Genomic DNA, 24687 nt, shown 5'->3' with positions numbered 1-24687 from the left:
CTCATACAGGCACTGAGGTGCCCGAGCAGAATGAAAAAAGTGGCGCAAACCTGAAATTTCGGTTTACGCCACTTTCTATGCCATCAGAGAACTGGACGTGTCAGTTGCCGTATACGTCGAAGGAGAAGTACTTATCTTGTACTTCTTTGTATTTGCCATTGGCACGAATAGCCAAGATGGCGGCACTGATTTTCTCCGCCAGGGCCTTGTCACCTTTACGCACAGCGATGCCCTGCCCCTCACCGAAGTACTTCACATCAGTGAAATCTGGGCCAACAAAAGCAAAGCCCTTACCTGCATCGGTCTTGAGGAAGCCATCTGCAATATTCACCGAGTCAGCCAGCGTAGCATCTAGTCGCCCCGCATTCAGATCCAGGAAGATTTCATTCTGCGAGGTATAACGCACGATCTCTGCACCGTCCTTAGCAAAGACATCAGAGGCATACCGGTCATATACAGAAGAGCGCTGAACACCGATCTTTTTGCCCTTAAGGTCGGTTTTCACATCATTCAGCACTGCCCCCTCCTTCATGGCCAGCTTAGCCGGGGTAGCGTAGTACTTGCCGGTGAAATCAACTGAGCGCTTACGGTCTTCAGTAATAGACATGGAAGACAGCACCGCATCAAATTTGCGCACTTTGAGTGCTGGGATCAGGCCATCAAACTCTTGCTCGATCCATTTACACTCAACCTTCATCTCTTCACACAGCGCAACGCCGATGTCGTAATCAAAACCACTAATTTTTCCATCCGGAGTTTTGAAGGCAAACGGTGGATAGGCAGCCTCAATCCCAATACGCAGAGGCTTGGCCTCATCCGCGATAACCAGCGGAGACAGCATAGACAGCGCCAATGCGCCGAGCAGTGCAATCTTCTTCATTAGTAACTCCTTAAATGGGGTTCGCCCACCCTCATAGACTGGGGCGGATGCCATTAACCAAGCATGAATTATAGTGGGCGCCAGCCTGATTGCGCGAAGGCAAGGGGCTTTAGACGAGTGAGCGGCATTCTATCGACGACTGCAAAGCCGACATTTCTCGAATGCGACAACTAATTACAAAAGCCTCATAGCCCCTGCAGGAGCATATTGACACAGAATGCCGAAGATGCTTGAGGGAAAAAATAGATTAACCTGATAGACGAGCAAATAACACGCCAATCTTGCAATCCCTTAATTTCCTGCGGCCGTAGGGACCAACTCAGTATCTGAAGACCGTTTTCCGCCCTTTATAGTTACACACGTGTTTCCTAATGCCGCAACGTAGCGCACAAACGTAAGCGCCCCACACAGCTTATGGCTGTATGGGGCGCCTCATTTAATCAAGCAAGCCGATCAGGCTACGCTCATCTCACGATGTGTATCAATCAGGTGCTGGACTACACTTGGATCAGCTAGCGTGGAGATATCCCCAAGGCTGTCGTACTCAGCAGTTGCAATCTTGCGCAGGATACGGCGCATGATCTTGCCTGAACGGGTTTTTGGGAGGCCCGGCGCCCACTGGATAACGTCCGGCGTCGCGATCGGACCAATTTCACGGCGCACCCAGTTTTTCAGCTCCAGGCGCAACTGCTCGGAGGTCTGCTCGCCACCATTAAGGGTGACATAGACATAAATGCCCTGCCCTTTGATGTCGTGCGGCACACCCACAACGGCTGCCTCTGCCACTTTCGGGTGGGCAACCATGGCGCTTTCGATTTCGGCAGTGCCCATACGGTGGCCGGAGACGTTAAGCACGTCATCCACGCGTCCCGTAATCCAGTAATAACCATCTTCATCACGACGGGCACCGTCACCAGTGAAGTACATGCCCTTGAACGTTTTGAAGTAGGTATCCACAAAGCGATCGTGATCACCGTACAAAGTACGCGCCTGGCCTGGCCAAGAATCAATGATGACCAGATTCCCCTCAGTAGCGCCATCCAGCAGGTTACCCAAATTATCAACCAGCGCCGGTTGAACGCCGAAGAACGGACGGGTCGCCGAGCCTGGCTTCAGGGCGGTAGCACCCGGTAGCGGGCTGATAAGAATGCCGCCAGTCTCTGTCTGCCACCAAGTGTCAACGATCGGGCAGCGCTCCTGGCCTACAGTTTTGTAGTACCAGTTCCAAGCTTCAGGGTTAATTGGTTCTCCAACCGAGCCCAGCAAACGCAAGCTTGAACCGTTAGCGCCCTCAACTGCAGCCGTGCCTTCCGCCATCATGGCGCGAATTGCAGTCGGCGCAGTGTAGAGAATATTGACTTTGTGCTTGTCGACGATTTTGGAGACGCGAGTGATATCCGGGTAGTTAGGCACACCCTCAAACAAAACGGTGGTCGCGCCGTTGGCCAGCGGGCCGTAAACAATGTAACTGTGGCCAGTTACCCAACCCACGTCAGCCGTGCACCAGTAAACATCGCCAGGACGGTAATCGAATACACGCTCATGGGTCAGGGCTGCATACACAAGGTAGCCGCCAGTGGTGTGCTGTACACCTTTCGGCTTACCGGTCGAGCCAGAGGTATAGAGGATAAACAGAGCTTCCTCAGCCCCCATCTCCTTCGGAGCACAGTGGCTAGAAGCAACAGCCATCAAGTCCTCAAACCAGATATCGCGATGCTGGTTCCACTTGATGTTGCCGCCAGTGCGCTTGCAAACAATCACTTTCTGGATGCTATTGGTTTCCGGGTTAGTCAGTGCATCGTCGACGTTGGCCTTGAGCGGGGTTTTCTTGCCGCCACGTACACCTTCATCCGCAGTAATGACGACCTTGGATTTGCAGTCAATGATCCGACCCGCCAGCGCCTCAGGTGAGAAACCACCAAACACCACCGAGTGAATCGCACCAATGCGCGCGCATGCCAACATGGCAACTACGGCTTGTGGGATCATCGGCATGTAGATGGTGACAACGTCACCGCGATGCACATCTTGGCCACGCAGTGCGTTGGCAAACTTACACACTTGCTCATGCAACTGGCGGTAAGTGATTTCCTGATGCTCGGAAGGATCGTCCCCTTCCCAGATAATTGCGACCTGATCGCCGCGCTCTTCCAGATGGCGGTCAAGGCAGTTGTATGAGACGTTCAACGTACCGTCAGCAAACCATTTGATATCCACATGGTGATCGTCAAATGACGTCTGTTTGACCTTGGTGAAAGGCTTAATCCAGTCGATCCGCTTGGCCTGCTCACGCCAGAAACCATCGGGATTGATTACCGACTGCTGATACATGGCTTTGTAAGTCGCCTCATCAGTCAGCGACGCAGCAGCCACCTCAGGGCGCACGGGATACAAGGACGCAGCACTCATCTAAATTACCTCGGTGGGTAGTTGTTGTTCTACCGGTAATTGTGGCGCCAGACCCTCATAAACGGGCATTCGACCATGGTCTTATCACCTTGCGACGATAGTCCTAGCCTCATTGTCAGGCAAAAAAAATGGCGACCAAAAGGTCGCCATTAAGGTGTCATTCCAGGGGAGGAATTGACATATGTTCGCTCACAGATCACGCAGAACGTGAGTGGTTTAAGTCTTGCCGAATGGGCAAAAAGCCGCCATACAACCAAGGTCGTAGTCGACCTCAGCGCATCACGCGATTCATGCTCAATATCCAAGGTTCAAGACGCTTACCGAACGCTATTTTTGCAATGAAAGGCTTAACATCAGCTCGACTACCCTCCGTTTGATTTCGTACCAGTTCGGCTCGAAAACCTACAGGGAGATGAATCGCCCCATTCAACTGCGTCGCACTCGCATAAGGAACACAGAAACCGGACGCCCCTGCTGCCGCACGAATTCCAGGCCGTAGTTTCACAGGCAGTAGCACATACTTCGTTCGATCGGGATAAAGCGCCCTCAACTCGATCGGGTCTAAACCTGAGTCAACCACCATCAGGCGACTGGCATGCATGGTTTGATACTCAAGATCCTTGTCAGCTGTTTCAATCGCCCGTGCGAGCATCTTGCTTCCAGGCTTAGCCTTTAAACGCTGCCGCGCTACGACCTGAGCCTGACGCCCTCGCTCGACTTCAGCCCGGTAAGAATCGCCATTTAACTCCAACACCAGTAATGCTTTGCGCTCAGAAAACCTGGGCAGCAGAAGACTATTGCAGCTAGCAGGCTCCGGACTCACATCGAATCCTAACCTGCGCAGTTGATCTGCCCTTATCCCTTGCTCAGCGCCATCCACTGTGGGCCAACGATATCTAAGCCCCAACTGGGCCCCGGTATGGAAATCGTAACTACCACGACCAAAGGCGACAGCCAGCTCCCGCTCAGAAAGCTCTACAACACTGTCAGCGGGCATCTGCCGATTCAGATAGACCCCAGACAGAATTGCAACGTTTACAGCTGTAATAAGCCCTATGCCTAGAAACAACTGAGAACCTAGTTTCATCACGAACGACCGTATGCATAGCCACTGCGATTACGCAGGCGGCGCAAGACCAGTAAGACAATAACCGCAACCATCCCAACTAGGAGGAAGAAGAGGTAATTCGGTAGAAAATCCCAGAACCAGTCCACCATTTTCATGAACAAGAGCAGCACAAAAAAACCTATGCCAACGTTAAGCACATCCGCCCAGCCACGCTGTATCCCGAGGCAGATAACGGTCACAGCCAAGCAAAATCCAACTAACTGATATCCGCTCTCGACAATGAAAGGGACGTAGTTCAGATAACTCCCCCTCCCCAATATGAAAGACACAAAATCGGGATGAAAAGACCTAACAGACCTATCACTCGGTAAACTGCTGCAAAGCCATCGTATTTACGTTGATTGAACAGCAGGGGCAGGAAAAAAATCACTATCCCTGACAACAAAAAGCTCTCAGGGTGCTCGATAAACGAATCCCACGGAGCACCCGCAAGACTCCCTAGCCAGGAGGCCACGAATACACCTCCGCAAACCAACCCTAAAATCAACAACAATCGCGAGTTGCAGCTATAGGCAAGCAACAGCCCATATGCCGCCCAAGGCAGAAAAGCTCTGGCAGAGGGCTCGACATTGAAAATATCCCCCATCAAAACGACATTCAGCACCAGGCTGGTGAACGCGACCACCGCGGAAAGCTTGCAGAAATAGCCCGAACTGTCGAAGCGACGCAGCACGTAAGTCAAGCAGCAGGTCAATACACTGCTGCCGATCAGAATAACGACCTGACTTATCGTGGATAAATCACCCCAAAACTGGTTGAAGAGAAAGAACAGACTGGCGGCCAATGCCAAAGCACCTAGCAACGATGCCACACGCATACCTAGAGACAACTGGCGTGTCTGCTGGTCTCGATCTATGTCAAATGCCTCAAGATAGCCCTTGAGCAGTTGTTCCTGATAACGATGCAAATTGCCCCGCTGCTCATCCGAAAGATGCAGGACACCGGCCCCTTCGAGGCGCCCAAGCTCACGATTAAAAATACCGATATCATCAGCACGCTGCTGCGCTTCGGTCTTATTTACACTCGCCATATCTTTCCTTGTAGCGGCTGGGTTGCGGTAGCTGAAATGTAGTTGAGTCTGATGCGTGAATCTGAGTAACAGGTACGGTAGTTGTAAGTCAAAATCTACTGTCAGTACCGTCCAGATCAATGGCGCTTATGTTACCTAATACTGACTCCCACCCGTTTACGCCAGCGGTAAGTCGGCCATTCTTGCTAAACTGCTGGTAAAACAGCCGCAGAATATCGCGACGCGCCTTAGAGCGCCCGTTCCTGATGTATCAAAAGACCTCCTCTTAGACTGTCAGCATGCCCAAGCCAACCCCCTCATCGACACAAACCACGCGCCCTACACTGTCCCGCCGCTTTAGCGTTGCGCCGATGATGGATTGGACGGACAGGCACTGCCGCTACTTTCACCGCCAGCTGTCACAGCATGCGCTGCTCTACACAGAGATGGTCACGACCGGCGCAATCTTGCACGGTGATGCCGAGCGTTTTTTGCGACACAACACAGCTGAATACCCACTAGCCCTGCAATTGGGCGGAAGCACACCTGCAGATTTGGCAGCTAGCGCCAAGATGGGTCAGCAAGCAGGGTACGATGAGATTAACCTGAACGTAGGCTGCCCCAGCGACCGGGTGCAGAACAACATGATTGGCGCCTGCCTGATGGGACATCCGCAGTTAGTTGCTGATTGCGTGAAGGCTATGCAAGATGCCGTGGAAATCCCTGTTACGGTCAAACACCGTATTGGCATCAATGGCCGCGACAGCTATGCCGAACTGTGCGACTTTGTCGGCACAGTCAAAGAGGCTGGCTGCACCAGCTTCACCGTCCACGCACGCATCGCCATTCTTGAGGGACTCTCTCCCAAGGAGAATCGCGAAATTCCCCCCCTGCGTTACGACGTCGCAGCACGACTCAAACAGGACTTCCCCGAGCTTGAACTCATCCTTAACGGTGGTATCAAGACCCTTGCAGAATGCGAACAGCATCTACAGGTGTTCGATGGCGTGATGTTAGGTCGTGAGGCATACCAGAACCCCTATCTGCTGGCATTTGTTGATCAGCAACTGTTCGGATCGGAGCGCCCCGTATTGAGCCGATTCGAAGCCTTTAACAGCATGCGTGACTACATTGCGGCCCACATCGAAGATGGCGGCAACATGCACCATATCACCCGGCACATGCTGGGCATGGCCCAAGGTTTTAAGGGCGCGCGCAAGTTCCGCCAAATGCTTTCGGTCGACATCCACAAAACGGACAAACCTTTAACGCTATTTGATCAGGTTGGCGAATTGCTGCAAGGGCACTGACTCGGGTAATGTCGTTGCATTAGTAACGACAAGGCCGTGTCATGACATCCAAGCTGGAACAACTCAAACAATTCACCACAGTGGTCGCCGACACCGGCGACCTTGACGCCATTTCTCGCCTGAAGCCGGTTGATGCAACAACCAACCCCTCGCTGCTGCTCAAAGCAGCCGCTCTGCCCGGTTATAGCTCACTGCTGCAAAAGTCTATCCAAAGCGCCAGAGGCGATCTTGGCTTGGCCAGCGATCATTTCGGCGTCGCTGTCGGCAGTGAAATCCTTAAGGTTATCCCGGGGCGCATCTCCACAGAAGTTGATGCCCGGCTTTCCTTCGACACCCAGGCGACCCTACGCCGCGCCGAGCGCCTGATCGGCCTGTACGAAGCAGCCGGCATCGGCCGTGAGCGGGTGCTTATCAAGATCGCCTCCACCTGGGAAGGTATTCAGGCCGCCGAGCAACTGGAAAAAGCCGGTATTCAGTGCAACCTGACCTTGCTGTTCGCCTTTGCCCAAGCACAGGCCTGTGCTGACGCCGGTGTATTCCTGATTTCACCGTTCGTTGGGCGTATCTACGACTGGTACAAAAAAGTTGAGGGTCGCGACTACACCGCCGAAGAAGATCCAGGCGTGCAGTCCGTAACTCGCATCTACAACTACTACAAGGCGCACAGCTACCAGACCGTGGTAATGGGTGCCAGCTTCCGCAATATCGGCCAGATTGAACAACTGGCTGGCTGCGATCGCCTGACGATTAGCCCCGAGCTGTTACAGCAACTAGCCGATGATCAGCAGCCCCTCAGCCGTAAGCTCAACCCAGGCCACACAGCCGAGGGCAAGCAGACACTGACTGAAGCGCAGTTCCGCTGGGGCATGAACGAAGATGCCATGGCCACCGAGAAGCTCGCAGAAGGCATTCGCTTGTTCACTCGCGACCAAGAGAAACTGGAAAAGCTTCTCGCCAGCCTAGCCTAAATGAAAACAGGGCGCTCAATGAGCGCCCTTTTTCTTAATGAATTCGGTATTACTGATGCTCCAACGCATTAACCAGATCGTGGAAGGCCTCGCGGTTTGACTCATTGAGGCTCATCAGAATCCGATGCGCCTCCAGCACCTTGGAACGCACCACGTCTTCTGACTCGTCCTGCGACGGCAAGTCATCGAGACACTCCGGACACGGAACCGGTTTGTGGACGATATTGAAGACTTGATCAAAGCCCATGGACTGAAGCAGCCGAGTAATGTCGTCGTGGGTGGTGACAACTGTCGGCAGCAGCCCGATTTTCTGGCGCGAAAGAATAGACAGCTTGGCCAACAGGCCCAGCGTTGTGCTGTCGATACTGCGCGTTTCGGTCAGATCAATCACGATTGCCGAAAAGTCCAACGCAGTGAAAATCTTTTCAATAGTCGCATCCAACGCTGAACAAAGCGTCAGACGAACTTCACCGACAAACTTAAGAACAAAAGTCCCATCCTGTTCGGCAAATTGAATTCGACCAGGATTCATCCCAAGGCTCATGCAAGGTTCCTGCTTAACACCAGCAACGCAATATCATCCGGCATATCATGCAACTTGGCCAGCCCAAATGCTTCGCGCAGACCGTCCAAAGTTCCACCTGCAGAAGCAATTAGCTTGGGCAGCTCGGCTTCTTTGTCCTTAAGCGTTTCGCCAGGCAGCAGGTCGAAGATGCCGTCAGACAGCAATGTCAGGCTGAATGACTCCGGTAAATCCAGCTGCAAATCGGTGTATTCCGCCTCTTGGAACAACCCCACCGGCAGCCCCCTGCCCTCCAGATACTGCGCCTCACCATTGGCATAGAGTACTGGAAGCGGTAGATGCCCACCAATGCTGTAGGTCAGGCGGTTAGTCGTCTGGTCGATTACACCACCCAACATGGTGACATGTTTACCTAACTTGCAACTGATCAGTCCCCGATTTATGTGGCCCAGAACCTCGGACGGTTTAAAGTCAGGTAAAACACCAGCACGGCGGGACTCGTACAGCAGCCGAGTGGTCATAAACTTGAGCAATACGGTGATAAAAGCCGATGAGGCGCCATGCCCCGACACGTCCGCCAGATAGAAGGCGATGCGCGAGTCGTCAACACGGAAGTAATCGACGAAGTCACCTGACAGGTACAGGGAAGGGATGATCTGGTGAGCAAAGCGGAAGTCATCAATCTGACCAGGCGTTTCAGGCAGCATGTTCATCTGCACCTGTCGCCCTGCATTCTGGTCTTCCTGCAACAGATGCAGGCTGGCCTGAAGCTCACGGTTAGTGGACTCAAGCTGTTCCCGATAACGCTGGTTTTCTTTGCGCAGATTCACGCGATCCAAAGCGCGATTAACTGAATGCTCCAGCACGGCGAGATCGGCCAGCGGCTTGATCAGATAATCCACCGCGCCCAAACGCAACGCTTCAACTGCATCCGTCATAACGCCCGCGCCAGACACCACAATGACGGGGGTTTCAACCTGGAGTGCGTTGATCCGACGAATCAGCTCCAAGCCATCAATCTGCGGCATGCGCAGATCACAGATGACAAGATCCGGAGATTTGCTTTGAAAGACTTCCAGGCCCTGCAACGCATTCGCGGCCTGCAGTACGTGAAAACCACTGTCTTCAAGGTAGGCAGCCAGACTGGCTCGCACTACATCGTCGTCATCAATTATCAGCAGCGTGGCACTGGTTTTGTGCATGAGATTTCCAGACAAACTGCACCGGCCAAGTTGGTACTCCGCGCCAAGCGGCCAGAGCATGTGAACTCGGCACATATTCAGGCGCAGACGGTACTCCCATCCGCCCTGCGATTCAAGCTGATAACGGTTGTCCTATAGTGGCTTTCAGCCTTAAATAGGCGTGTTTAATAAGAAGGCTGCACCCTAAGACTAAAAGAGGAAACGCCCATGAACTCACCCGACCGAGCCTACAGTGAAAAGCGCGACTACATTCGCATGCGCCTGGAAGCTGCTGTCACCCTGCTCCACGAAGGTAATGAGGTCCCAGCTGTATGCCTTGATCTGTCTAGCACGGGCATGCAATTAGAGGCTGCCAGTGCAGTTAAGGTCGGCGACAAGGTGCAAGTCCACATTGCATCTGACCACAGCGAATTGAAAGGTCTTGATGCACAGGCTGAGGTCGTAAGGGTAAACCTGCTCGACGATGGCCGGCAGTCACTGGGCTTGGCCATCATTGAAATGCGGTAAATGTCCAGATACAAAAATGGCGGCACTAGGGCCGCCATTTTTATGGGCTGACGACTAAAAATCGTCTTCGACTTGGCCGTCTTTCACACGAAACTCACGGTTCTGCAAGTAGGCGTTGCGGACAAAGATGTACTTGTCCCCACTAACCAGGCGTTCAGCCTTGAGCAGATTGGCACGGACATCGACAGCCTGCACTGCAATCACGGTATTGCGTGTCGGCACATGATCAATAGCCGCTGGAGCGGTCAGATAGGCGTCCGGGACCTTGCCAAAGGCATCTCGTACGGTGCTTGGCCCAAGAAGCGGCAACACGACATAGGGCCCACTGCCGACACCCCATTTGCCCAGTGTCTGACCGAAGTCTTCATCACTGCGCTGCAACCCCATTTTGGTGCCCACATCAAAAAAGCCGAGCAAACCAAACGTTGTATTCACGATCAGACGGCTGGTATCAACACCCGCACTGTGGAATTTGCCTTGCAACAGGTCATTAGCCAAGTTGCCGACATCCCCGATATTACGGAAGACATTGTGTACGCCATCTTCCAAAAAGTCCGGCGTGACCGCCTGGTAACCCTTTGCAAGAGGTTTAAGTGTGTAGGTGTCAACGGTGTCGTTGACCTCAAACATGAAACGGTTATAACCCTCCCATGGGTCCTCTTCACTGGCTGTAGCCACAACTGGCAGCAATACAAAGCTTGCACAGGCGGCCACTCGGCTTAAGGGCTTAAGCCAGCTATTAGCGGTTACACGCATCAGGTTCACTCCTTCAATTGCCAGCAGCTTTTTACCTGCCATAAGGCTCCGAAGTATAAAGCGCGCAATCACTCTCAGCAGCAACAGGTTTGTAGAAATAATTTAAAAACGCCCCTATTTCGGCGGTTTCATCAGAAAAGCTCACACAGAATTACGTAACAAGACGTTCATCCTTTTTTCATAGTGTGTGAAAAGTCACCCACAGGAAGAAGCATGAACAAGCCTGCTATCAACACCGTCCTTTTCAGCCTAACAGGATGCCTGGTCGACTTTGGCGCCCGGTCATCCTTCCTTCAGCAGACGACGCCTTCCAACATCGCTGATGACCGTAATTCAGACTGTGCTCAGCTAACGCCCGGCGCTCGAGAAGCACTCAAATACCTTAAGCAGCATTCAATTACATGCGCTTGGGTCGAGCCTCTACCCGTTACGACGTGCTCAAAACTCAGCGCTCAACTGCCTGAAACAATATCGGGCACCGCCATTGCCGGCGAGCGCCCCCTCCCCGCACCTGATGCCATCTGGCAGGCACTGATCGCACTCAGAATTAAGCGTATTCAGGGCTGCATGCTCATCAGTGGCGACCCTCTTGTGCTTCAGGCGGCCCTTAACGCAGGGCTATGGACCGTCGGACTTGCTGTCTCAGGCCCTCTCTGCGGTCAACCGTTGGAGGAATGGAAGACACTGCCCCAAAGTCACCGCGACGCAATGCGCACGGAAGCAACATTGGCGCTGTATCGCATGGGCGTACACTCAGTCATCGATCAACTCACAGAGTTACCGGGATGCCTGGAGGATATTGCTCAACGTCGGCTCAAGGGCGAAAAACCATAATTCGTTTCAGTGCTTGATCCAAGACATGCAAAGCCTTGGGCCTTGAATTACCCTCTAACTATCCCTGCCTACCACACGCCGGGCAAACGGAATCAGAATGGACGGAAAGAGGTGAACGACATGCCTGCAACTCGCTTGCATCAGCAACTCCAAGAACTCCGCCAACAACTGGCTGAACAGTCTCCACTCAGCAAAGAAGACCGTACCGAACTGTTTATCTTGAGTCAGGAAATCGAATTACAGCTAGCCGAGCAGGCGGCTGCAGAACCCGATGCGAGCTTGGTAGATGGCGTCAATCTGGCGGTCGAGCGCTTCGAATGCAGCCATCCGACCCTAGCAGCAACCTTGCGCAACATCCTGCAAACGCTTGCCAATATGGGTATTTGAAGCACCAATAAAAACCCCAGCTGACTGGCTGGGGTTTGCTTTACTGACGCACCAAACGCCGATTATCAGGCGTGATTGATTCCGTGCTGCGATATGGGTTGATATCCAGCCCTCCGCGTCGAACGTATCGAGCATAAACGGTCAGCGATTTAGGTTTGATTAAACGCTGCAAATCCAAAAAGATACGCTCCACGCACTGCTCATGGAAATCAGCGTGCTGGCGGAAGCTCACCAAATAAGCCAGCAGACTACTACGGTCCAACGCCGCACCGTGGTACTTGATCACCACAGTGCCCCAATCCGGCTGTCCGGTGACAGGGCAGTTGGATTTCAGGAGGTTGCTGTACAAGGTCTCTTCGACCACCGCAGACGCGTCACAACGCAGCAAATCAGGTGCAGGTTGTTCGTAGTTGCTGATGGAAACATCCAACTCGTCAATACACGTCCCTTGTGGCAGCACTACACCTTCAGCCGTCACTTCGGACAGGCTACGGACACGCACTGCAACAGGTTTACCCGCAGCAGCAGACAGATCCTTGACCAAAATGGCCTGTAACAGCGCAGCATCGCTAAATACGGTTTGGTTAAGCGAGTTCAGGTAAAGCTTGAAGGATTTGGACTCAATGATATTGGGCGAATCAGCTGGAATCGCAAACTCGCCTATCGCCACCACTGGCTTACCGGATGGCAGCAACCAGGACAACTCGAAACAGTTCCAGAAATCCACGCCCTTGTACGGCAAGGTCTCGGCGGTGAGCCCCAACTCGGCCCATTTGGCCGCACGGGGAATCGGGAACAGCAGCGATGGCGTGTATGTGGAAACGTATTCGCTGGACTTACCCAGTGGCGAATCTTCTGCGGCGGGGTGCATATAAAACCTGCTCAATCAAATCCGGGAAAATATCAGCCCTTCAGGCCAGCTCTGCAGCAACAGCAGCCAACGCCTGAGCCGGGTTCGCAGCCTGGCTGATCGGGCGACCGATAACCAGATAGTCAGAACCTGCTTCAATGGCCTGACGCGGTGTCAAAATGCGTCGCTGATCGTCCTGCGCACTGCCTGCCGGACGAATTCCCGGAGTCACCAACTTCAGGCGCGGGAAAGCCGTTTTGAGTGCCGAAGCCTCCTGAGCCGAGCAAACCAAACCGTCCATGCCAGCCTTATCAGCCAGACCGGCCAGGCGTAGCACCTGCTCCTGAGGCTCGATATCAAGGCCAATACCGGCCAGATCCTCGCGCTCCATGCTGGTCAACACTGTTACACCAATCAGCAGTGGCTTGGCACCATTGAGTTTATCCAGCGTCTCGCGGCAGGCGGCCATCATGCGCAGGCCGCCAGAGCAATGAACGTTGACCATCCACACGCCCATTTCAGCAGCAGCTTTAACTGCCATCGCCGTGGTATTTGGAATATCGTGAAATTTCAGATCCAGAAAAACTTCAAAACCACGCTCAGCCAGTGTGCCGATGACATCTGCACCGCTGCTGGTGAACAGCTCTTTGCCCACCTTCACTCGACAAAGTTTCGGATCAAGCTGATCCGCCAGTGCCAAAGCGGCGGCGCGGGTTGGAAAATCCAGGGCAACAATGATCGGGGTCTGGCAAGCGGACATGGTACAGGCTCTCGGTTAAGCAAATTCGCCGCGCATTGTAGCGGATGCGTCGCCAGCGTGCCTGCTAATGCACGATCGGGCTCAGCCACTCAGTAACGCTTCAACTGACGCAGCACCCATGCATGGTTACCCACGAGCATGATGCCTGCCAAAACCAGCACTGCCCCGACAATAAAATTGGCTGTTAGCGGCTCATCCAGCACCCACACGCCAAACAGCACGCCATACATCGGCGTCATAAAGGCAAATACACCAATGTGCGAAGCCAAATAACGGCGCAGCAGCCAAAACCAAGCTAAATAACTCAGAAAAGAGACCAGAACACCTTGGTACAGCACACTACCTACGCTCAGGTAACTCCATTGCAAAGGCCTGATCTGTCCTGACAACACCGCATAAACCAACAAAAGCACAAACGCAGTGGCCAACTGATAAAACAGGGTCAGCTGAACCGGCCCCTCAGAAAGGCGCGAGCCACGCACCACAACCGTTGTGCCACCAAAAGCAACTCCGGCCAACAACCCGAGCGCATCACCTAAAAGCACTGTTCGATTGATCGTCGACCACTGAATGTCCCAGGCGAAGGCCACCACAATCCCGATAAAGCATATCCCCACGCCTAGCCACTGCAGCCAGCGCAGACGCTCATTGGGCAGCATCAGGTGCAGCCCGAGTGCCGAAAATATCGGCGCGGTATAGAGCAACACCGACATATGTGAGGCGGATGTGTATTGCAGCCCCTGCGCAATCAACAGGAACTCCATACAAAACAGCACACCGGCCAGTAGACCGGCCCGCCATGTGCTGCCCACCCACTCCATCCAATCACGACGCCATGCCAGCAGGCACGCTACGAGCAAGGCGGCAATGCCGGAGCGCAATGCCGCCTGCAGCATTGGCGCAATATCCTGCGCTGCCAGCTTGATCACAACTCCCTGCGAACCCCACAAGGCACACAACCCCACCATAAGGCCGAACAGAAACAGATCAGCCTCTTTACGAACTCCACTCATCACACCACTCATTCACCCGAACCGTCAGCCACTCCTTGCGGCTAACGCGACAGAGGATCATCCCAGAAAGGACGCTCACTTTCCTGCATTACATCCGCCCGGCTCAGTCCTAAGTCTTTCAATGCACACTCATCGAGCCTAGCCAACTGCCGACGCTGCCGGGCCAGTTCCCACCAGCGCAGCACACGCTTACCCGCATCACGGATTGCTGAGAACAGGCCACCCTCCCACTGAAGGCGCGCCTGCATAACATCACAACTGTGTTGACCATTCATCTCATCGCCCTCCTACAGGACATGACGAGAGTCTTGCCGGAGATTTAACATCAATCCAACGAATGTTTCTGATGCAACCCATTTTAGGTTTTGATGGATGAGCCACTACCCGAGTATCGACAGCGAACTGCTGCGCACCTTTGTCGCCATCGTTGATCATGGCGGTTTCACCCGTGCCGCCGAAGCCGTCAACCGCACCCAGTCTGCCGTCAGCATGCAGATAAAGCGGCTTGAGGATGATGTCTTACAGCGTGCACTGTTTATCCGTGATGGCCGGCAGATCAGCCTCACCGCAGAGGGGCAACTGCTATTGGGTTATGCCAGGCGCATCCTGAAACTTCACGCAGAAGTACTGAACAGCATGCGTGAGCCGCACATGGTTGGGACAGTGCGGATTGGCACCCCAGACGATTACGTCATGCGTTTCATGCCCAGCATCCTCATGCGTTTTGCCCAGGCCTACCCGCTGATCCAAGTGGAGATGCACTGCGAACCCACGATTCAGCTGCTCCAACGTCAGGATCTGGACCTGACCATCGTTACCCGAGAGCCGGGAAGCGAGAACGGCCAGCTGCTGCGACAAGAACCCTTTGTTTGGGCGCAGGCCCGCGGTAGCAACCTGCATGAACAGCAGACACTACCCCTGGCCCTCTTTACGCCACCCTGCTTCTGTCATAACTGGGTACGTAATGCTCTGGACGGTATCGGCCGTGACTACCGCATCGCCTACACCAGCGCCGGACTCTCAGCGATCATGGCTGTTACCAGTGCAGGGCTGGCGATTACTGCTCAACTGCAAAGCCTGATTACCAGTGACTTGCAGATACTGGGTGCCGCCGAATCCATGCCTGCCCTGCCCTCAGCCAGTATCGTTCTGCTGCGTAACCCGCGCAGACAGACACAGGTCAGCGAAACCCTGGCCGAGCACATCGTGGAAGGCTTCAGACTTTAAAAGCCAGCAGCACCGCACACACCAACAGAAACAGCGCAAACAGCCCGCGCAGACCCCGTTCAGGCAGCGCATGGGCAAGCTTTACGCCCCAGCTGATGCTCAGCAATCCACCGATTGCCAGTGGAATAGCCAGTGCCCAATCGACATGCCCATGCACTGCATAAGTCACCAGCGTTACCAGCGTGCTCGGCAGTGCCAGGGCCAGCGATAAGCCTTGCGCCATTACCTGCGTGGCGCCGAAAACCATACTCAGCACCGGTGTAGCCACCACCGCACCACCGACAGCCAACACCCCGCCGGTAAGGCCGGACACCGCGCCCAATAACGCCAGCCAAGGCCACGGATGACGCAAATCACCAGTAGCCATGACCGGCTTTGAATACAGCCGCAACACCGTGTACAGCGCAAGCAGCACTAAGAACACCACGAAGGCAATGCGCATCAGCTCTGCATCAAGGCTCACCGCCCAACGCGCCCCCAACAGGGCGAATAAAAAACCGCTGACGGCCAGCGTCAAGGCATTACGGACGTTGATGTGATTGCGCTGGTGATAACGCCACAAGGCCAGCATGACATTCGGCACCACCATCACCAACGCCGTGCCCTGCGCCAATTGCTGATCAAGCCCGAACAGAACACCCAAAGCAGGAATAGCGATCAAACCACCGCCAATCCCAAACAAACCACCCAGGCTGCCAAGTGCGGCCCCCAGAAGAACATTTAGAACAAAATCCAACACACTCATGCGCTCCCGCTCCAAGACCCGCATAGCCTAGATACTCGGTACTAGCAGCGAAACGCATAGCCACGCACAATGGCTTTGCATATTTCGCACAAGCAAAGCCGAAATGAATCCCGATACCCTTACTGATCAACTCAGCCTGTTTCTCGATGTTCTGGAAACAGGCAGCTTCTCAGCCGCCGCCCGCCGCCATCCTCTCACCCCTTCGGCCGTGGCCCGGCGTATAGACGCACTTGAGCGCTCGCTGGGCAGCACACTGTTCAGCCGCAGCACCCATGCAGTACGGGTAACACCTGCCGGGCTGGCTTTTGCAGAAAGGGCGCGGCGCATATTGGCCGAATTGCACCTGGCCCGCGCAGAAGCGGTATCCCTGAGCAGCGCGCCAGAAGGACTGATCCGCATCGACGCGCCTGCGCCGTTTGGTCGACGCCACTTGGCACCGGCCATAGCTGACTTTCTGGTCGCCTATCCGGGGCTGGATGTCCAGCTTCGGCTGATCGATAGTTTCGTCGACCTGCACGGCACGCACTTAGGCGAGGTGGATTTAGTCTTGCGCATCGGCCCGCTGGAAGACACTCGCTTGGTCGCCACAGCGCTTTCCCCCATGGTGAGAGTGCTCTGCGCCAGCCCGAAATACCTGCGTGAACGTGGTATTCCCCGCAACCCTACCGAGTTAACGGATCACGATGGCCTGGATTGGGACAGTCTTGCCCCACCATTTGCGTGGCGTTTCGAACATGAGGGAAAACTCCAGCATTTTCGCCCCAAGCGCCTGCGCATGACCGCCAACAACGCCGAAACGCTACTATTCAGTGCCCTCGCCGGGCTTGGCATTGCCCATCTGCCCACCTGGCTTATCAGCGACTACCTGCTGCGCGGTGAACTGGTGCCACTGTTTTGTGAAAACGGCCTGCCACCGCCAGAACCAAGCGGCATCTACGCCCTGCGCCTGGAACGCGAAAGCAGCCCGCGCATTCGCCTGTTGTTGACCTTCCTGCAGCAGCGCTTTGGCTTCCCTCCGCCATGGGATCAAGCGCTGCAAGCCTACTTACCCGCCGCGCTGTGATAGTTCTGCAGAAAATAAAAAGCCCGGCACATAGCCGGGCTTTTTGCAGCGGACAAGCGATTAAGCTTGTGGCGCCTGAGTACGGCCTTTGTAGGAACCGTCACGGGTGTCGATTTCGATCCAATCGTCGATCTCAACGAATTCAGCAACCTTGATTTCGGTGCCGTTGCGCAGCTTGGCAGGCTTCATCACCTTACCGGAAGTGTCGCCACGGGCAGCGTTCTCAGTGTAAACAACCTGACGCACGATAGTGGTCGGCAGGTCAACGGAGATCACTTTACCTTCGAAGAACACAGCTTCGCAGATGTCGGTCATGCCTTCTTCGATGAACGGCAGAACGCTTTCCAGGTCTTCAGCACGCAGCTCGTAAGAGTTGTACTCAGGGTCCATGAATACATAGTCTTCGCCGCTGATGTAGGACAGGTTTACTTCCTTGCGCTCAAGGATAACCGGCTCCATTTTGTCGTCGGCCTTGTAAACGGTCTCGGTCTTGGAACCGTTCAGCAGGTTCTTCAGCTTCATCTTAACGATGGCGCTGTTACGACCGGACTTGGTGAATTCAGCTTTCTGGATCAGCCAAGGTTGGCCATCAATCAGGGCCACACTGTTGGGCTTCATTTCTTGTGCGGTTTTCATACGAATATCCGGTTTTACATGGAGTGACAGAAATTTTGGTCGCGTATCATAGCCAATTTAGATAAAACTGCACCAGCGCTGTCGCAAGATCAGGCCGAGAAGCCTGCTCTAGTGCCCATTTCGCGGCATGCAAATCCAGTTCATCCCACACTTTTAGCGTTTGATTCCAGCTGTCAGTCATCTCACCACTGGTATTCCAGGCCCGCCATAAATCACACAGCGCAGCCCGCGCGTCATCTGAAAGCCCCTCAGCGTAAAGACTTAAAAACGCCTCAAGCTTCTCCAGATGCACACCCTCATCTTGCTGATAGATGTGCCACAGCAACGGCCGACCAGCCCACTGCGCCCGGACAAAAGAATCCTCACCGCGCACCGCATTAAAGTCACAGCACCACAAAAGACGGTCGTATTGATCTTGCCGCACGAACGGCAGCACATGCAGCTGCAAGGCGCCACGCTGCACCTGATCGCCCGCACGCAAAAGCTCACCACCAAGCCAAGCCTGCACGCTGCTCAACACCCTCCCTTCAGGCACCAACAGCTGGCTTACCTGAGAGCCCGCTGCCAGCGCGTCCAACCAGGACGCAAGCGCATCATTTTCATACGCGAACAATGAAATGAGGCGTGCGTTGCTGACCGGTTCCACGCCCAGGCTGCGCAAAAAATTGCCGCGTGCCTGCGCATCAGCCTGAAACTCAAGACGCTCCGATAAAAGCTTGTGCTCCCGCAACAAGCCGCCAGTGCCCGCAGTGAACCCCGGAAAGAAAAAGAACTTGGCCAGCCCGCCCGGCTGCATTGAAGGCAGACCATGGCATCCTTCAACCCAATCCTCGGCGCTGAGGTATTCGAGGTTCAGCCACAGCACCTTACGCTCACGCTTGGCCATGGCATCGACATACGCAGCCGGCAACTCACAGGCAAACGCCTCAACAACGACATCCGCTGGCTCTGCCGGCAACCAGTCAGCCCCCCAGAAACACACCTCAACACCCTGCTGCACTTGACGCAAAGCGGCTGAGTCAGCCTCCGGGCAAATTCGCGTAAATGGGGATAGATCATCCACCCAAAGGCGCACAGACACATCATGCTCGGCCACAAGCTGGCGGGCCAGACGCCAGGTGACGCCAATATCGCCGTAGTTGTCGACGACACTGCAAAAGATATCCCAGGTCACACGCATACAGGCGCTCCAGGAAATTCGCCCTCGCCTGAACCAATCGAAAGAGGCTCAGAAGCGCACAGGACTTTTTATAAAGCATAAAAGCAAAAGCCCCGCATTGCGGGGCTTTTGCTTTGGTGTATGGCGGAAGCGGTGAGATTCGAACTCACGGAAGAGTTTCCCCTTCGACGGTTTTCAAGACCGTTGCATTCAACCGCTCTGCCACGCTTCCGGCGTCTGCGGGCGGCAATCTTACCCGATAGTTACACGCTGTCAAACTCTTCGTGCAAGAAGTTGAAAAAGCTCTGCTATAGTCGCCACTATCCTTGGTATGGAAAGACCAGCAATCAGGAGTTTCAGCATGAATCAACACAACTACGCTCTGGACCACACCCAGGCGGAACAGCAGGAGGTAAGCCGCGTCCTGCGCAATACTTACGGCCTGCTGGCGATCACGCTCGCCTTCAGTGGTCTGGTGGCTTATTTCTCGCAACAGGCCAACCTGCCTTATCCGAATATTTTCGTGGTGCTGATCGGTTTCTATGGCCTGTTCTTCCTCACAGTTAAACTGCGCAACTCTGGCTGGGGGCTGGTTTCTACCCTCGCCCTGACCGGTTTTATGGGCTACACCCTTGGCCCAATTCTCAACCGTTACCTGGGCATGGCTAATGGCGCGGAAGTGATCAGTTCGGCCTTTGCCATGACGGCGCTGGTGTTCTGTGGCCTGTCTGCCTATGTGCTGACGACCCGTAAGGACATGAGCTTCCTCAGCGGCTTTATCACCGCCGGTTTCTTTGTCCTGTTGGGCGCGGTGGTTGCCAGCTTCTTCTTCCAGATTAGCGGCCTGCAACTGGCGATCAGCGCTGGCTTTGTTCTGTTCTCATCGGTCTGCATCCTGTATCAGACCAGCGCCATCATCCATGGCGGTGAGCGCAACTACATCCTGGCTACCATCAGCCTGTACGTGTCGATCTACAACCTGTTCGTCAGTCTGTTGCAGCTGTTCGGCATCATGGGCAGCGACGACTGATACTCAGCGCTCGCCCCCAAAGCCCTGCCCGGCAACCTCCGGCAGGGCTTTTTTGTTATCTGCGCTTTTGTGAAAGGCCCGGCAAGGCCTTATCATTTGCGCAAATGCATTTGTATGGCCTGCCATGAAATTCGCGATCGCTCTGTTTGCACCGCCTCACGCACCCTCTTCGCGCCGCGCCCTGCGCTTTGCTGAAGCTGCCCTGAATTCGGGGCATGAAATCGTGCGTCTGTTCTTTTATCAGGACAGCGTTCACACAGCATCGAGCAATATCGTTAGCCCGCAGGATGAGCTGGATATGCCGGGCGAGTGGCGCACGTTAATCGAGAAGCATCAACTGGACGCGGTCGTCTGCATTGCTGCGGCCCTTCGCCGGGGCGTGCTGAATGAGCAGGAGGCGCAGCGCTATAACCGCCCTGCGGCTAACGCTCATACCCCCTGGGAGCTTTCGGGCTTGGGTCAGCTGCACGAAGCGGCTCAGCTTGCCGACCGGCTTATCTGCTTTGGAGATAACTGAGATGGCCAAGTCGATGCTTATCATCAGCCGTCAGTCGCCCTGGAGCGGCCCCACCGCCCGAGAAGCACTGGACATCGCTCTGGCAGGTGGCGCTTTCGATCTGCCGATTGCCATGCTGTTTATGGATGACGGCGTATTTCAGCTCAGCGCCAATCAGCAGCCTCGCAGCCTTGAACAAAAAGACCTGAGCGCCAACCTGCAAGCGCTGCACATGTTCGGAGTCGAGGAGTTGTTCATCTGCCAGCACAGCCTGCAAGCCCGCGGCATCCTTGAAGCTCCGCTGGCCCTGCCCGCAGAGCAGTTGTCACCCGCTGATATCAGCGCCCTGATAGACCGCTTTGACAAGGTGATTACGATCTGATGGCTACTTTGCATGTACTTTCCCATTCGCCCTATGCGGATCGCAGCCTAGAAAGCTGCCTGCGTGTATTGGGCAAGCAAGATGGCTTGCTGCTAAGTGGCGATGCGGTGTACGCCCTGCAGGGCTCTGAAGCCAGCAACAGGCTCACGCAAGTCTCAGCCGCGCTGTATGCGCTGGACGAGGACGTTACAGCCCGCAATATCAGCGCTGCCCACAACGCCCAACTGGTGGATTACACCGCGTTTGTTGAGCTGTGCTGCCAGTACGACAAAGTGAATGCGTGGTTATGAGTACATTACAGATATCTGGGCGTGAACTGTCGCTGGATAAGGATGGCTACCTCGCCGAACTGACAGACTGGTCAGATGAAGCTGCCCAAGCCCTTGCCGCACAGGAGGGTATTCAGTTGAGCCCTGAGCACTGGGAAATCTTGCACTTGCTGCGCAAGTTCTACGACGAATTCCAGCTGTCTCCCGCTAACCGTCCGCTGATCAAATACGCGGCGTTGCACCTCGGCCCCGAGAAAGGCAACAGCCTGCACTTGAATCGCCTGTTCAATGGCACACCAGCCAAGCTCGCCGCCAAGTTGGCGGGGCTGCCCAAGCCGACCAATTGCCTGTGACGCATCAGGGCTCGCACGGAGCCCTGTTCAGCAGCCTTACAGCTGGGATTGAGCGCCTTCAAACCAAGCCAGCTTATCCCTGAGACTAACGACCTCACCGACGATAACCAGTGTCGGCGCCTTCACCTCATGCTCAGCCACCAGCTGCGGTAAGGTCTCCAGCGTGCCGGTGAAGACCCGCTGATTCTGCGTAGTGCCTTGCTGAATAAGCGCCGCTGGCGTCTCAGCGGAACGGCCATGGGCAATCAGTTGTTGGCATATGGACGGCAAACCAACCAGCCCCATGTAGAACACCAAGGTTTGCCCCGGCGCGACCAAATCATTCCACGGCAGATTGGTAGTGCCATCTTTCAGGTGACCGGTAACGAAACGCACAGACTGCGCATAATCCCGGTGGGTCAGCGGAATACCCGAATAGGCCGCGCAGCCCGAAGCCGCAGTAATGCCCGGCACCACCTGAAACGGAATGCCGTGGGACGCCAGCTCTTCGATTTCCTCACCGCCACGGCCAAAGATAAAGGGGTCGCCGCCCTTCAGGCGCAGCACGCACTTACCCTCTTTGGCCAGATCGACCAAACGCTGATTGATCTGATCCTGCGGCACAGCGTGCTCAGAGCGTTGCTTACCAACGTAGATGCGTTCAGCGTCGCGACGGCACAACTCGATAATGGCAGGCGCCACAAGGCGGTCATACAGCACCACATCTGCCTGTTGCATCAGTCGCAGCGCGCGGAAGGTAAGCAGGTCGGGATCACCTGGCCCTGCGCCTACCAGATACACCTCACCGACATTGCGCTCAGCATTGCCCGCCAATTTGCTCTCCAGCAGTTGCTCAGCTTCCTGCTGTTTGCCAGCAAACATGCGTTCAGCAATTTGTCCCTGAAAGACCTCCTCCCAAAACACCCGGCGCTGCTGGACGTTAGGCAATAGTGCCTTAACCCGATGGCGGAAGCGCCCGGCCAGACCAGCCAGATGGCCGTAAGTCGCAGGCAACCAGGTTTCGATCTTGGCCCGCACCAAGCGCGCCAGAACAGGAGCATCGCCACCACTGCTGACGGCGACCACAAGCGGCGAGCGATCGACGATAGCCGGGAAAATCACGCTGCACAGCTGCGGAGCATCCACCACATTGACCGGAATACCTTGCGCCTGAGCGTCGGCCGATACCTGTGCATTCAGCGCTGAATCATCGGTCGCAGCGATAACCAGCACGACCTTATCTAAATCAGCCGCCTGATACCCGCGTAACTGCAACTCGCCGCCAGTGGTACGAACAAGCTGCTCAAGCTCTCCCACAGCATCCAGCGCAACAACACGCAACGTAGCACCGGCATCCGCCAGCAGACGCGCTTTGCGCAGCGCCACTTCGCCACCACCAACAACCAGAACCCAGCGGCCTTGCAGCTTGTGAAACAGAGGGAGGAATTCCATGAAGCGCACACTCTATCGTTCAAAACAAAACGGGGCGGCCGCAGCCACCCCGTTGCGGCATCAGCAAAGGCTTAGCCGATAACTTCAATACCCGCCATGTACGGCTTGAGCACTTCCGGCACACGGATGCTGCCGTCGGCTTGCTGGTAGTTCTCCAGCACCGCGACCAGTGTACGGCCAACTGCCAGACCAGAGCCGTTCAAGGTATGCACCAGCTCCGGCTTACCAGTTTCCGGGTTGCGGTAACGGGCCTGCATACGACGCGCCTGGAAATCCCCACAGTTAGAGCAGGAAGAGATTTCGCGGTACTTGTCCTGGCTTGGAATCCACACTTCCAGATCGTAGGTCTTAACCGCACCGAAGCCCATGTCACCGGTGCAAAGCGCCAGCTTACGGTATGGCAGCTCAAGCAGTTGCAGCACACGTTCAGCGTTAGCGGTCAGGCTTTCCAGTGCCTCGAAAGACTTACTCGGCTCAACAACCTGGACCATCTCGACTTTGTCGAACTGGTGCTGACGGATCATGCCGCGAGTATCGCGACCGGAAGCACCGGCCTCGCTGCGGAAGCATGGCGTGTGTGCAACCAGCTTCAACGGCAGCTGTTTCACATCAAGAATCTCGCCAGCCACGATATTAGTCAGCGACACTTCAGCGGTCGGGATCAGGTACAGATCAGCCTCGCCTTCACGGGCAATCTTGAACAGGTCTTCTTCGAACTTCGGCAGTTGGCCAGTGCCCTGCAGAGCTGGAGCCTGAACCAGATAAGGCGTATAGGCCTCTTCGTAGCCATGCTCAGCGGTGTGCAGGTTGATCATAAACTGCGCAAGTGCACGGTGCAGACGGGCAATCGGGCCACGCAGCAATGCAAAACGGGCACCAGAGAGCTTGGCCGCGGTTTCAAAGTCCAACCAACCAAATTTCTCACCCAGTGCGACATGATCCTGCACCGGAAAGTCGAACGTGCGAGGAGTTCCCCAGCGGGACACTTCAACGTTGTCGTCTTCGTCGGCACCGACCGGTACAGAAGCGTCTGGCAAGTTAGGAATGCTCAGCAGCAGCTGATCCAGCTCAGTCTGAATGGCATCCAGCTGGCGCTTGCCCTCTTCCAGATCGTTACCCATCTGATTGACTTCAGCCATCAGCGGCGCGATGTCTTCGCCACGCTGCTTGGCCTGCCCAATAGACTTCGAGCGACTGTTACGTTCGGCCTGCAACTGTTCTGTGCGGGTTTGTACAGTTTTACGCTGCGCCTCCAGGGCTTCAATGCGCGCAACATCGAGGACAAAGCCACGGGTTGCAAGGCGCTCGGCCACTTCCTGAAGTTGGGTACGAACGAGTTTGGAATCGAGCATGTTTAGG

Annotated in this window: 29 protein-coding genes and 1 tRNA gene; 12 read left to right on the top strand and 18 right to left on the bottom strand. The window is 55.0% G+C overall.

What is annotated here, in order from left to right:
* Positions 1-100 precede the first annotated feature (100 nt).
* From WG219_09360 to WG219_09340, 5 genes are all read right to left on the bottom strand, one after another.
* Positions 101-880, bottom strand: coding sequence for an ABC transporter substrate-binding protein (locus WG219_09360; protein ID WXL27640.1), 780 nt, complete (start codon positions 878-880; stop codon positions 101-103).
* 453 nt (positions 881-1333) lie between these two features.
* Positions 1334-3289, bottom strand: a complete 1956-nt coding sequence (acs, locus tag WG219_09355) for an acetate--CoA ligase (GenBank protein ID WXL27639.1) — start codon at positions 3287-3289, stop codon at positions 1334-1336.
* 271 nt (positions 3290-3560) lie between these two features.
* Complete coding sequence (locus tag WG219_09350; GenBank protein ID WXL27638.1) at positions 3561-4376, bottom strand: DUF4824 family protein; 816 nt, start codon at positions 4374-4376, stop codon at positions 3561-3563.
* A complete protein-coding gene (locus tag WG219_09345) occupies positions 4376-4603 on the bottom strand; it encodes a hypothetical protein (GenBank protein ID WXL27637.1) in 228 nt (75 codons plus the stop codon). The genes WG219_09350 and WG219_09345 overlap by 1 nt, the downstream gene beginning before the upstream one ends.
* 50 nt (positions 4604-4653) lie before the next feature.
* Positions 4654-5448, bottom strand: coding sequence for a DUF2157 domain-containing protein (locus WG219_09340; protein ID WXL27636.1), 795 nt, complete (start codon positions 5446-5448; stop codon positions 4654-4656).
* A 278-nt stretch (positions 5449-5726) separates the two neighbouring features.
* Between WG219_09340 and dusA the strand changes: the two genes are divergently transcribed.
* The gene (dusA, locus tag WG219_09335) at positions 5727-6737 is read left to right on the top strand and encodes a tRNA dihydrouridine(20/20a) synthase DusA (GenBank protein ID WXL27635.1); all 1011 of its coding nucleotides are present in this window, start codon (positions 5727-5729) and stop codon (positions 6735-6737) included.
* 41 nt (positions 6738-6778) lie between these two features.
* Entirely contained in the window at positions 6779-7705 is a 927-nt protein-coding gene (gene tal, locus WG219_09330; GenBank protein WXL27634.1) for a transaldolase, read from the top strand.
* Positions 7706-7754: 49 nt separating this feature from the next.
* Here tal and rssC read toward each other — a convergent pair whose 3' ends face one another.
* Entirely contained in the window at positions 7755-8237 is a 483-nt protein-coding gene (gene rssC / locus WG219_09325; protein WXL27981.1) for an anti-sigma factor antagonist RssC, read from the bottom strand.
* Between the two features lie 8 nt (positions 8238-8245).
* The gene (rssB, locus tag WG219_09320) at positions 8246-9430 is read right to left on the bottom strand and encodes a two-component system response regulator RssB (protein ID WXL27633.1); all 1185 of its coding nucleotides are present in this window, start codon (positions 9428-9430) and stop codon (positions 8246-8248) included.
* A gap of 207 nt (positions 9431-9637) precedes the next feature.
* On the opposite strand from rssB, the gene WG219_09315 reads away from it, so the two are divergent.
* Positions 9638-9937, top strand: coding sequence for a PilZ domain-containing protein (locus WG219_09315; protein ID WXL27632.1), 300 nt, complete (start codon positions 9638-9640; stop codon positions 9935-9937).
* A gap of 54 nt (positions 9938-9991) precedes the next feature.
* On the opposite strand, the gene WG219_09310 is transcribed toward WG219_09315, so the two are convergent.
* Positions 9992-10693, bottom strand: coding sequence for a VacJ family lipoprotein (locus WG219_09310; protein ID WXL27631.1), 702 nt, complete (start codon positions 10691-10693; stop codon positions 9992-9994).
* Positions 10694-10906: 213 nt separating this feature from the next.
* Between WG219_09310 and WG219_09305 the strand changes: the two genes are divergently transcribed.
* Both WG219_09305 and WG219_09300 read left to right on the top strand, forming a co-directional pair.
* Positions 10907-11527, top strand: a complete 621-nt coding sequence (locus WG219_09305) for an HAD family phosphatase (protein WXL27630.1) — start codon at positions 10907-10909, stop codon at positions 11525-11527.
* A gap of 120 nt (positions 11528-11647) precedes the next feature.
* Entirely contained in the window at positions 11648-11914 is a 267-nt protein-coding gene (locus tag WG219_09300; protein ID WXL27629.1) for a DUF4404 family protein, read from the top strand.
* A gap of 40 nt (positions 11915-11954) precedes the next feature.
* Here WG219_09300 and queF read toward each other — a convergent pair whose 3' ends face one another.
* The 4 genes from queF to WG219_09280 form a co-directional block, all read right to left on the bottom strand.
* Positions 11955-12785: an NADPH-dependent 7-cyano-7-deazaguanine reductase QueF gene (gene queF / locus WG219_09295; protein WXL27628.1), complete on the bottom strand. Its 831-nt coding sequence runs from the start codon at positions 12783-12785 to the stop codon at positions 11955-11957.
* Between the two features lie 40 nt (positions 12786-12825).
* The gene (gene pyrF / locus WG219_09290) at positions 12826-13524 is read right to left on the bottom strand and encodes an orotidine-5'-phosphate decarboxylase (protein WXL27627.1); all 699 of its coding nucleotides are present in this window, start codon (positions 13522-13524) and stop codon (positions 12826-12828) included.
* An 89-nt stretch (positions 13525-13613) separates the two neighbouring features.
* Positions 13614-14537, bottom strand: coding sequence for a DMT family transporter (locus WG219_09285; protein ID WXL27626.1), 924 nt, complete (start codon positions 14535-14537; stop codon positions 13614-13616).
* Positions 14538-14578: 41 nt separating this feature from the next.
* Complete coding sequence (locus tag WG219_09280; protein ID WXL27980.1) at positions 14579-14785, bottom strand: DUF1127 domain-containing protein; 207 nt, start codon at positions 14783-14785, stop codon at positions 14579-14581.
* A 124-nt stretch (positions 14786-14909) separates the two neighbouring features.
* On the opposite strand from WG219_09280, the gene WG219_09275 reads away from it, so the two are divergent.
* Positions 14910-15764, top strand: a complete 855-nt coding sequence (locus tag WG219_09275; protein WXL27625.1) for a LysR substrate-binding domain-containing protein — start codon at positions 14910-14912, stop codon at positions 15762-15764.
* Here WG219_09275 and WG219_09270 read toward each other — a convergent pair.
* Positions 15754-16503: a sulfite exporter TauE/SafE family protein gene (locus WG219_09270; protein ID WXL27979.1), complete on the bottom strand. Its 750-nt coding sequence runs from the start codon at positions 16501-16503 to the stop codon at positions 15754-15756. The genes WG219_09275 and WG219_09270 overlap by 11 nt on opposite strands.
* A gap of 109 nt (positions 16504-16612) precedes the next feature.
* Here WG219_09270 and WG219_09265 point away from each other — a divergent pair, with 109 nt between their 5' ends.
* The gene (locus WG219_09265; protein ID WXL27624.1) at positions 16613-17572 is read left to right on the top strand and encodes a LysR family transcriptional regulator; all 960 of its coding nucleotides are present in this window, start codon (positions 16613-16615) and stop codon (positions 17570-17572) included.
* Between the two features lie 60 nt (positions 17573-17632).
* On the opposite strand, the gene efp is transcribed toward WG219_09265, so the two are convergent.
* The 3 genes from efp to WG219_09250 all read right to left on the bottom strand — a co-directional run bounded on the left by efp (position 17633) and on the right by WG219_09250 (position 19599).
* On the bottom strand, positions 17633-18208 hold the full coding sequence (gene efp, locus WG219_09260; protein WXL27623.1) for an elongation factor P: 576 nt from the start codon (positions 18206-18208) through the stop codon (positions 17633-17635).
* A gap of 46 nt (positions 18209-18254) precedes the next feature.
* On the bottom strand, positions 18255-19388 hold the full coding sequence (gene earP, locus WG219_09255; GenBank protein ID WXL27622.1) for an elongation factor P maturation arginine rhamnosyltransferase EarP: 1134 nt from the start codon (positions 19386-19388) through the stop codon (positions 18255-18257).
* 121 nt (positions 19389-19509) lie between these two features.
* Positions 19510-19599, bottom strand: a tRNA-Ser gene (locus WG219_09250).
* A gap of 129 nt (positions 19600-19728) precedes the next feature.
* Between WG219_09250 and WG219_09245 the strand changes: the two genes are divergently transcribed.
* The 5 genes from WG219_09245 to WG219_09225 all read left to right on the top strand — a co-directional run bounded on the left by WG219_09245 (position 19729) and on the right by WG219_09225 (position 21897).
* A complete protein-coding gene (locus tag WG219_09245) occupies positions 19729-20397 on the top strand; it encodes a Bax inhibitor-1/YccA family protein (protein ID WXL27621.1) in 669 nt (222 codons plus the stop codon).
* Positions 20398-20521: 124 nt separating this feature from the next.
* Positions 20522-20914: a sulfurtransferase complex subunit TusD gene (gene tusD / locus WG219_09240; protein WXL27620.1), complete on the top strand. Its 393-nt coding sequence runs from the start codon at positions 20522-20524 to the stop codon at positions 20912-20914.
* Between the two features lies 1 nt (position 20915).
* Entirely contained in the window at positions 20916-21275 is a 360-nt protein-coding gene (gene tusC / locus WG219_09235; protein ID WXL27619.1) for a sulfurtransferase complex subunit TusC, read from the top strand.
* Complete coding sequence (gene tusB, locus WG219_09230) at positions 21275-21565, top strand: sulfurtransferase complex subunit TusB (protein ID WXL27618.1); 291 nt, start codon at positions 21275-21277, stop codon at positions 21563-21565. Before tusC ends, tusB begins: the two co-directional genes overlap by 1 nt.
* Positions 21562-21897, top strand: a complete 336-nt coding sequence (locus WG219_09225; GenBank protein ID WXL27617.1) for a TusE/DsrC/DsvC family sulfur relay protein — start codon at positions 21562-21564, stop codon at positions 21895-21897. Before tusB ends, WG219_09225 begins: the two co-directional genes overlap by 4 nt.
* 36 nt (positions 21898-21933) lie before the next feature.
* Here WG219_09225 and cysG read toward each other — a convergent pair whose 3' ends face one another.
* Together cysG and serS are read right to left on the bottom strand one after the other, a co-directional pair.
* The gene (gene cysG / locus WG219_09220; protein WXL27616.1) at positions 21934-23328 is read right to left on the bottom strand and encodes a siroheme synthase CysG; all 1395 of its coding nucleotides are present in this window, start codon (positions 23326-23328) and stop codon (positions 21934-21936) included.
* A 71-nt stretch (positions 23329-23399) separates the two neighbouring features.
* The gene (gene serS / locus WG219_09215; GenBank protein WXL27615.1) at positions 23400-24680 is read right to left on the bottom strand and encodes a serine--tRNA ligase; all 1281 of its coding nucleotides are present in this window, start codon (positions 24678-24680) and stop codon (positions 23400-23402) included.
* Positions 24681-24687 lie beyond the last annotated feature (7 nt).

It is taken from the genome of Pseudomonas mendocina, assembly GCA_037482215.1.
GTDB classification, from domain to species: domain Bacteria; phylum Pseudomonadota; class Gammaproteobacteria; order Pseudomonadales; family Pseudomonadaceae; genus Aquipseudomonas; species Aquipseudomonas mendocina_E.
Note: the sequence above shows the minus strand (reverse complement) of the source record. Positions and strands in the feature narration are given on the sequence as shown.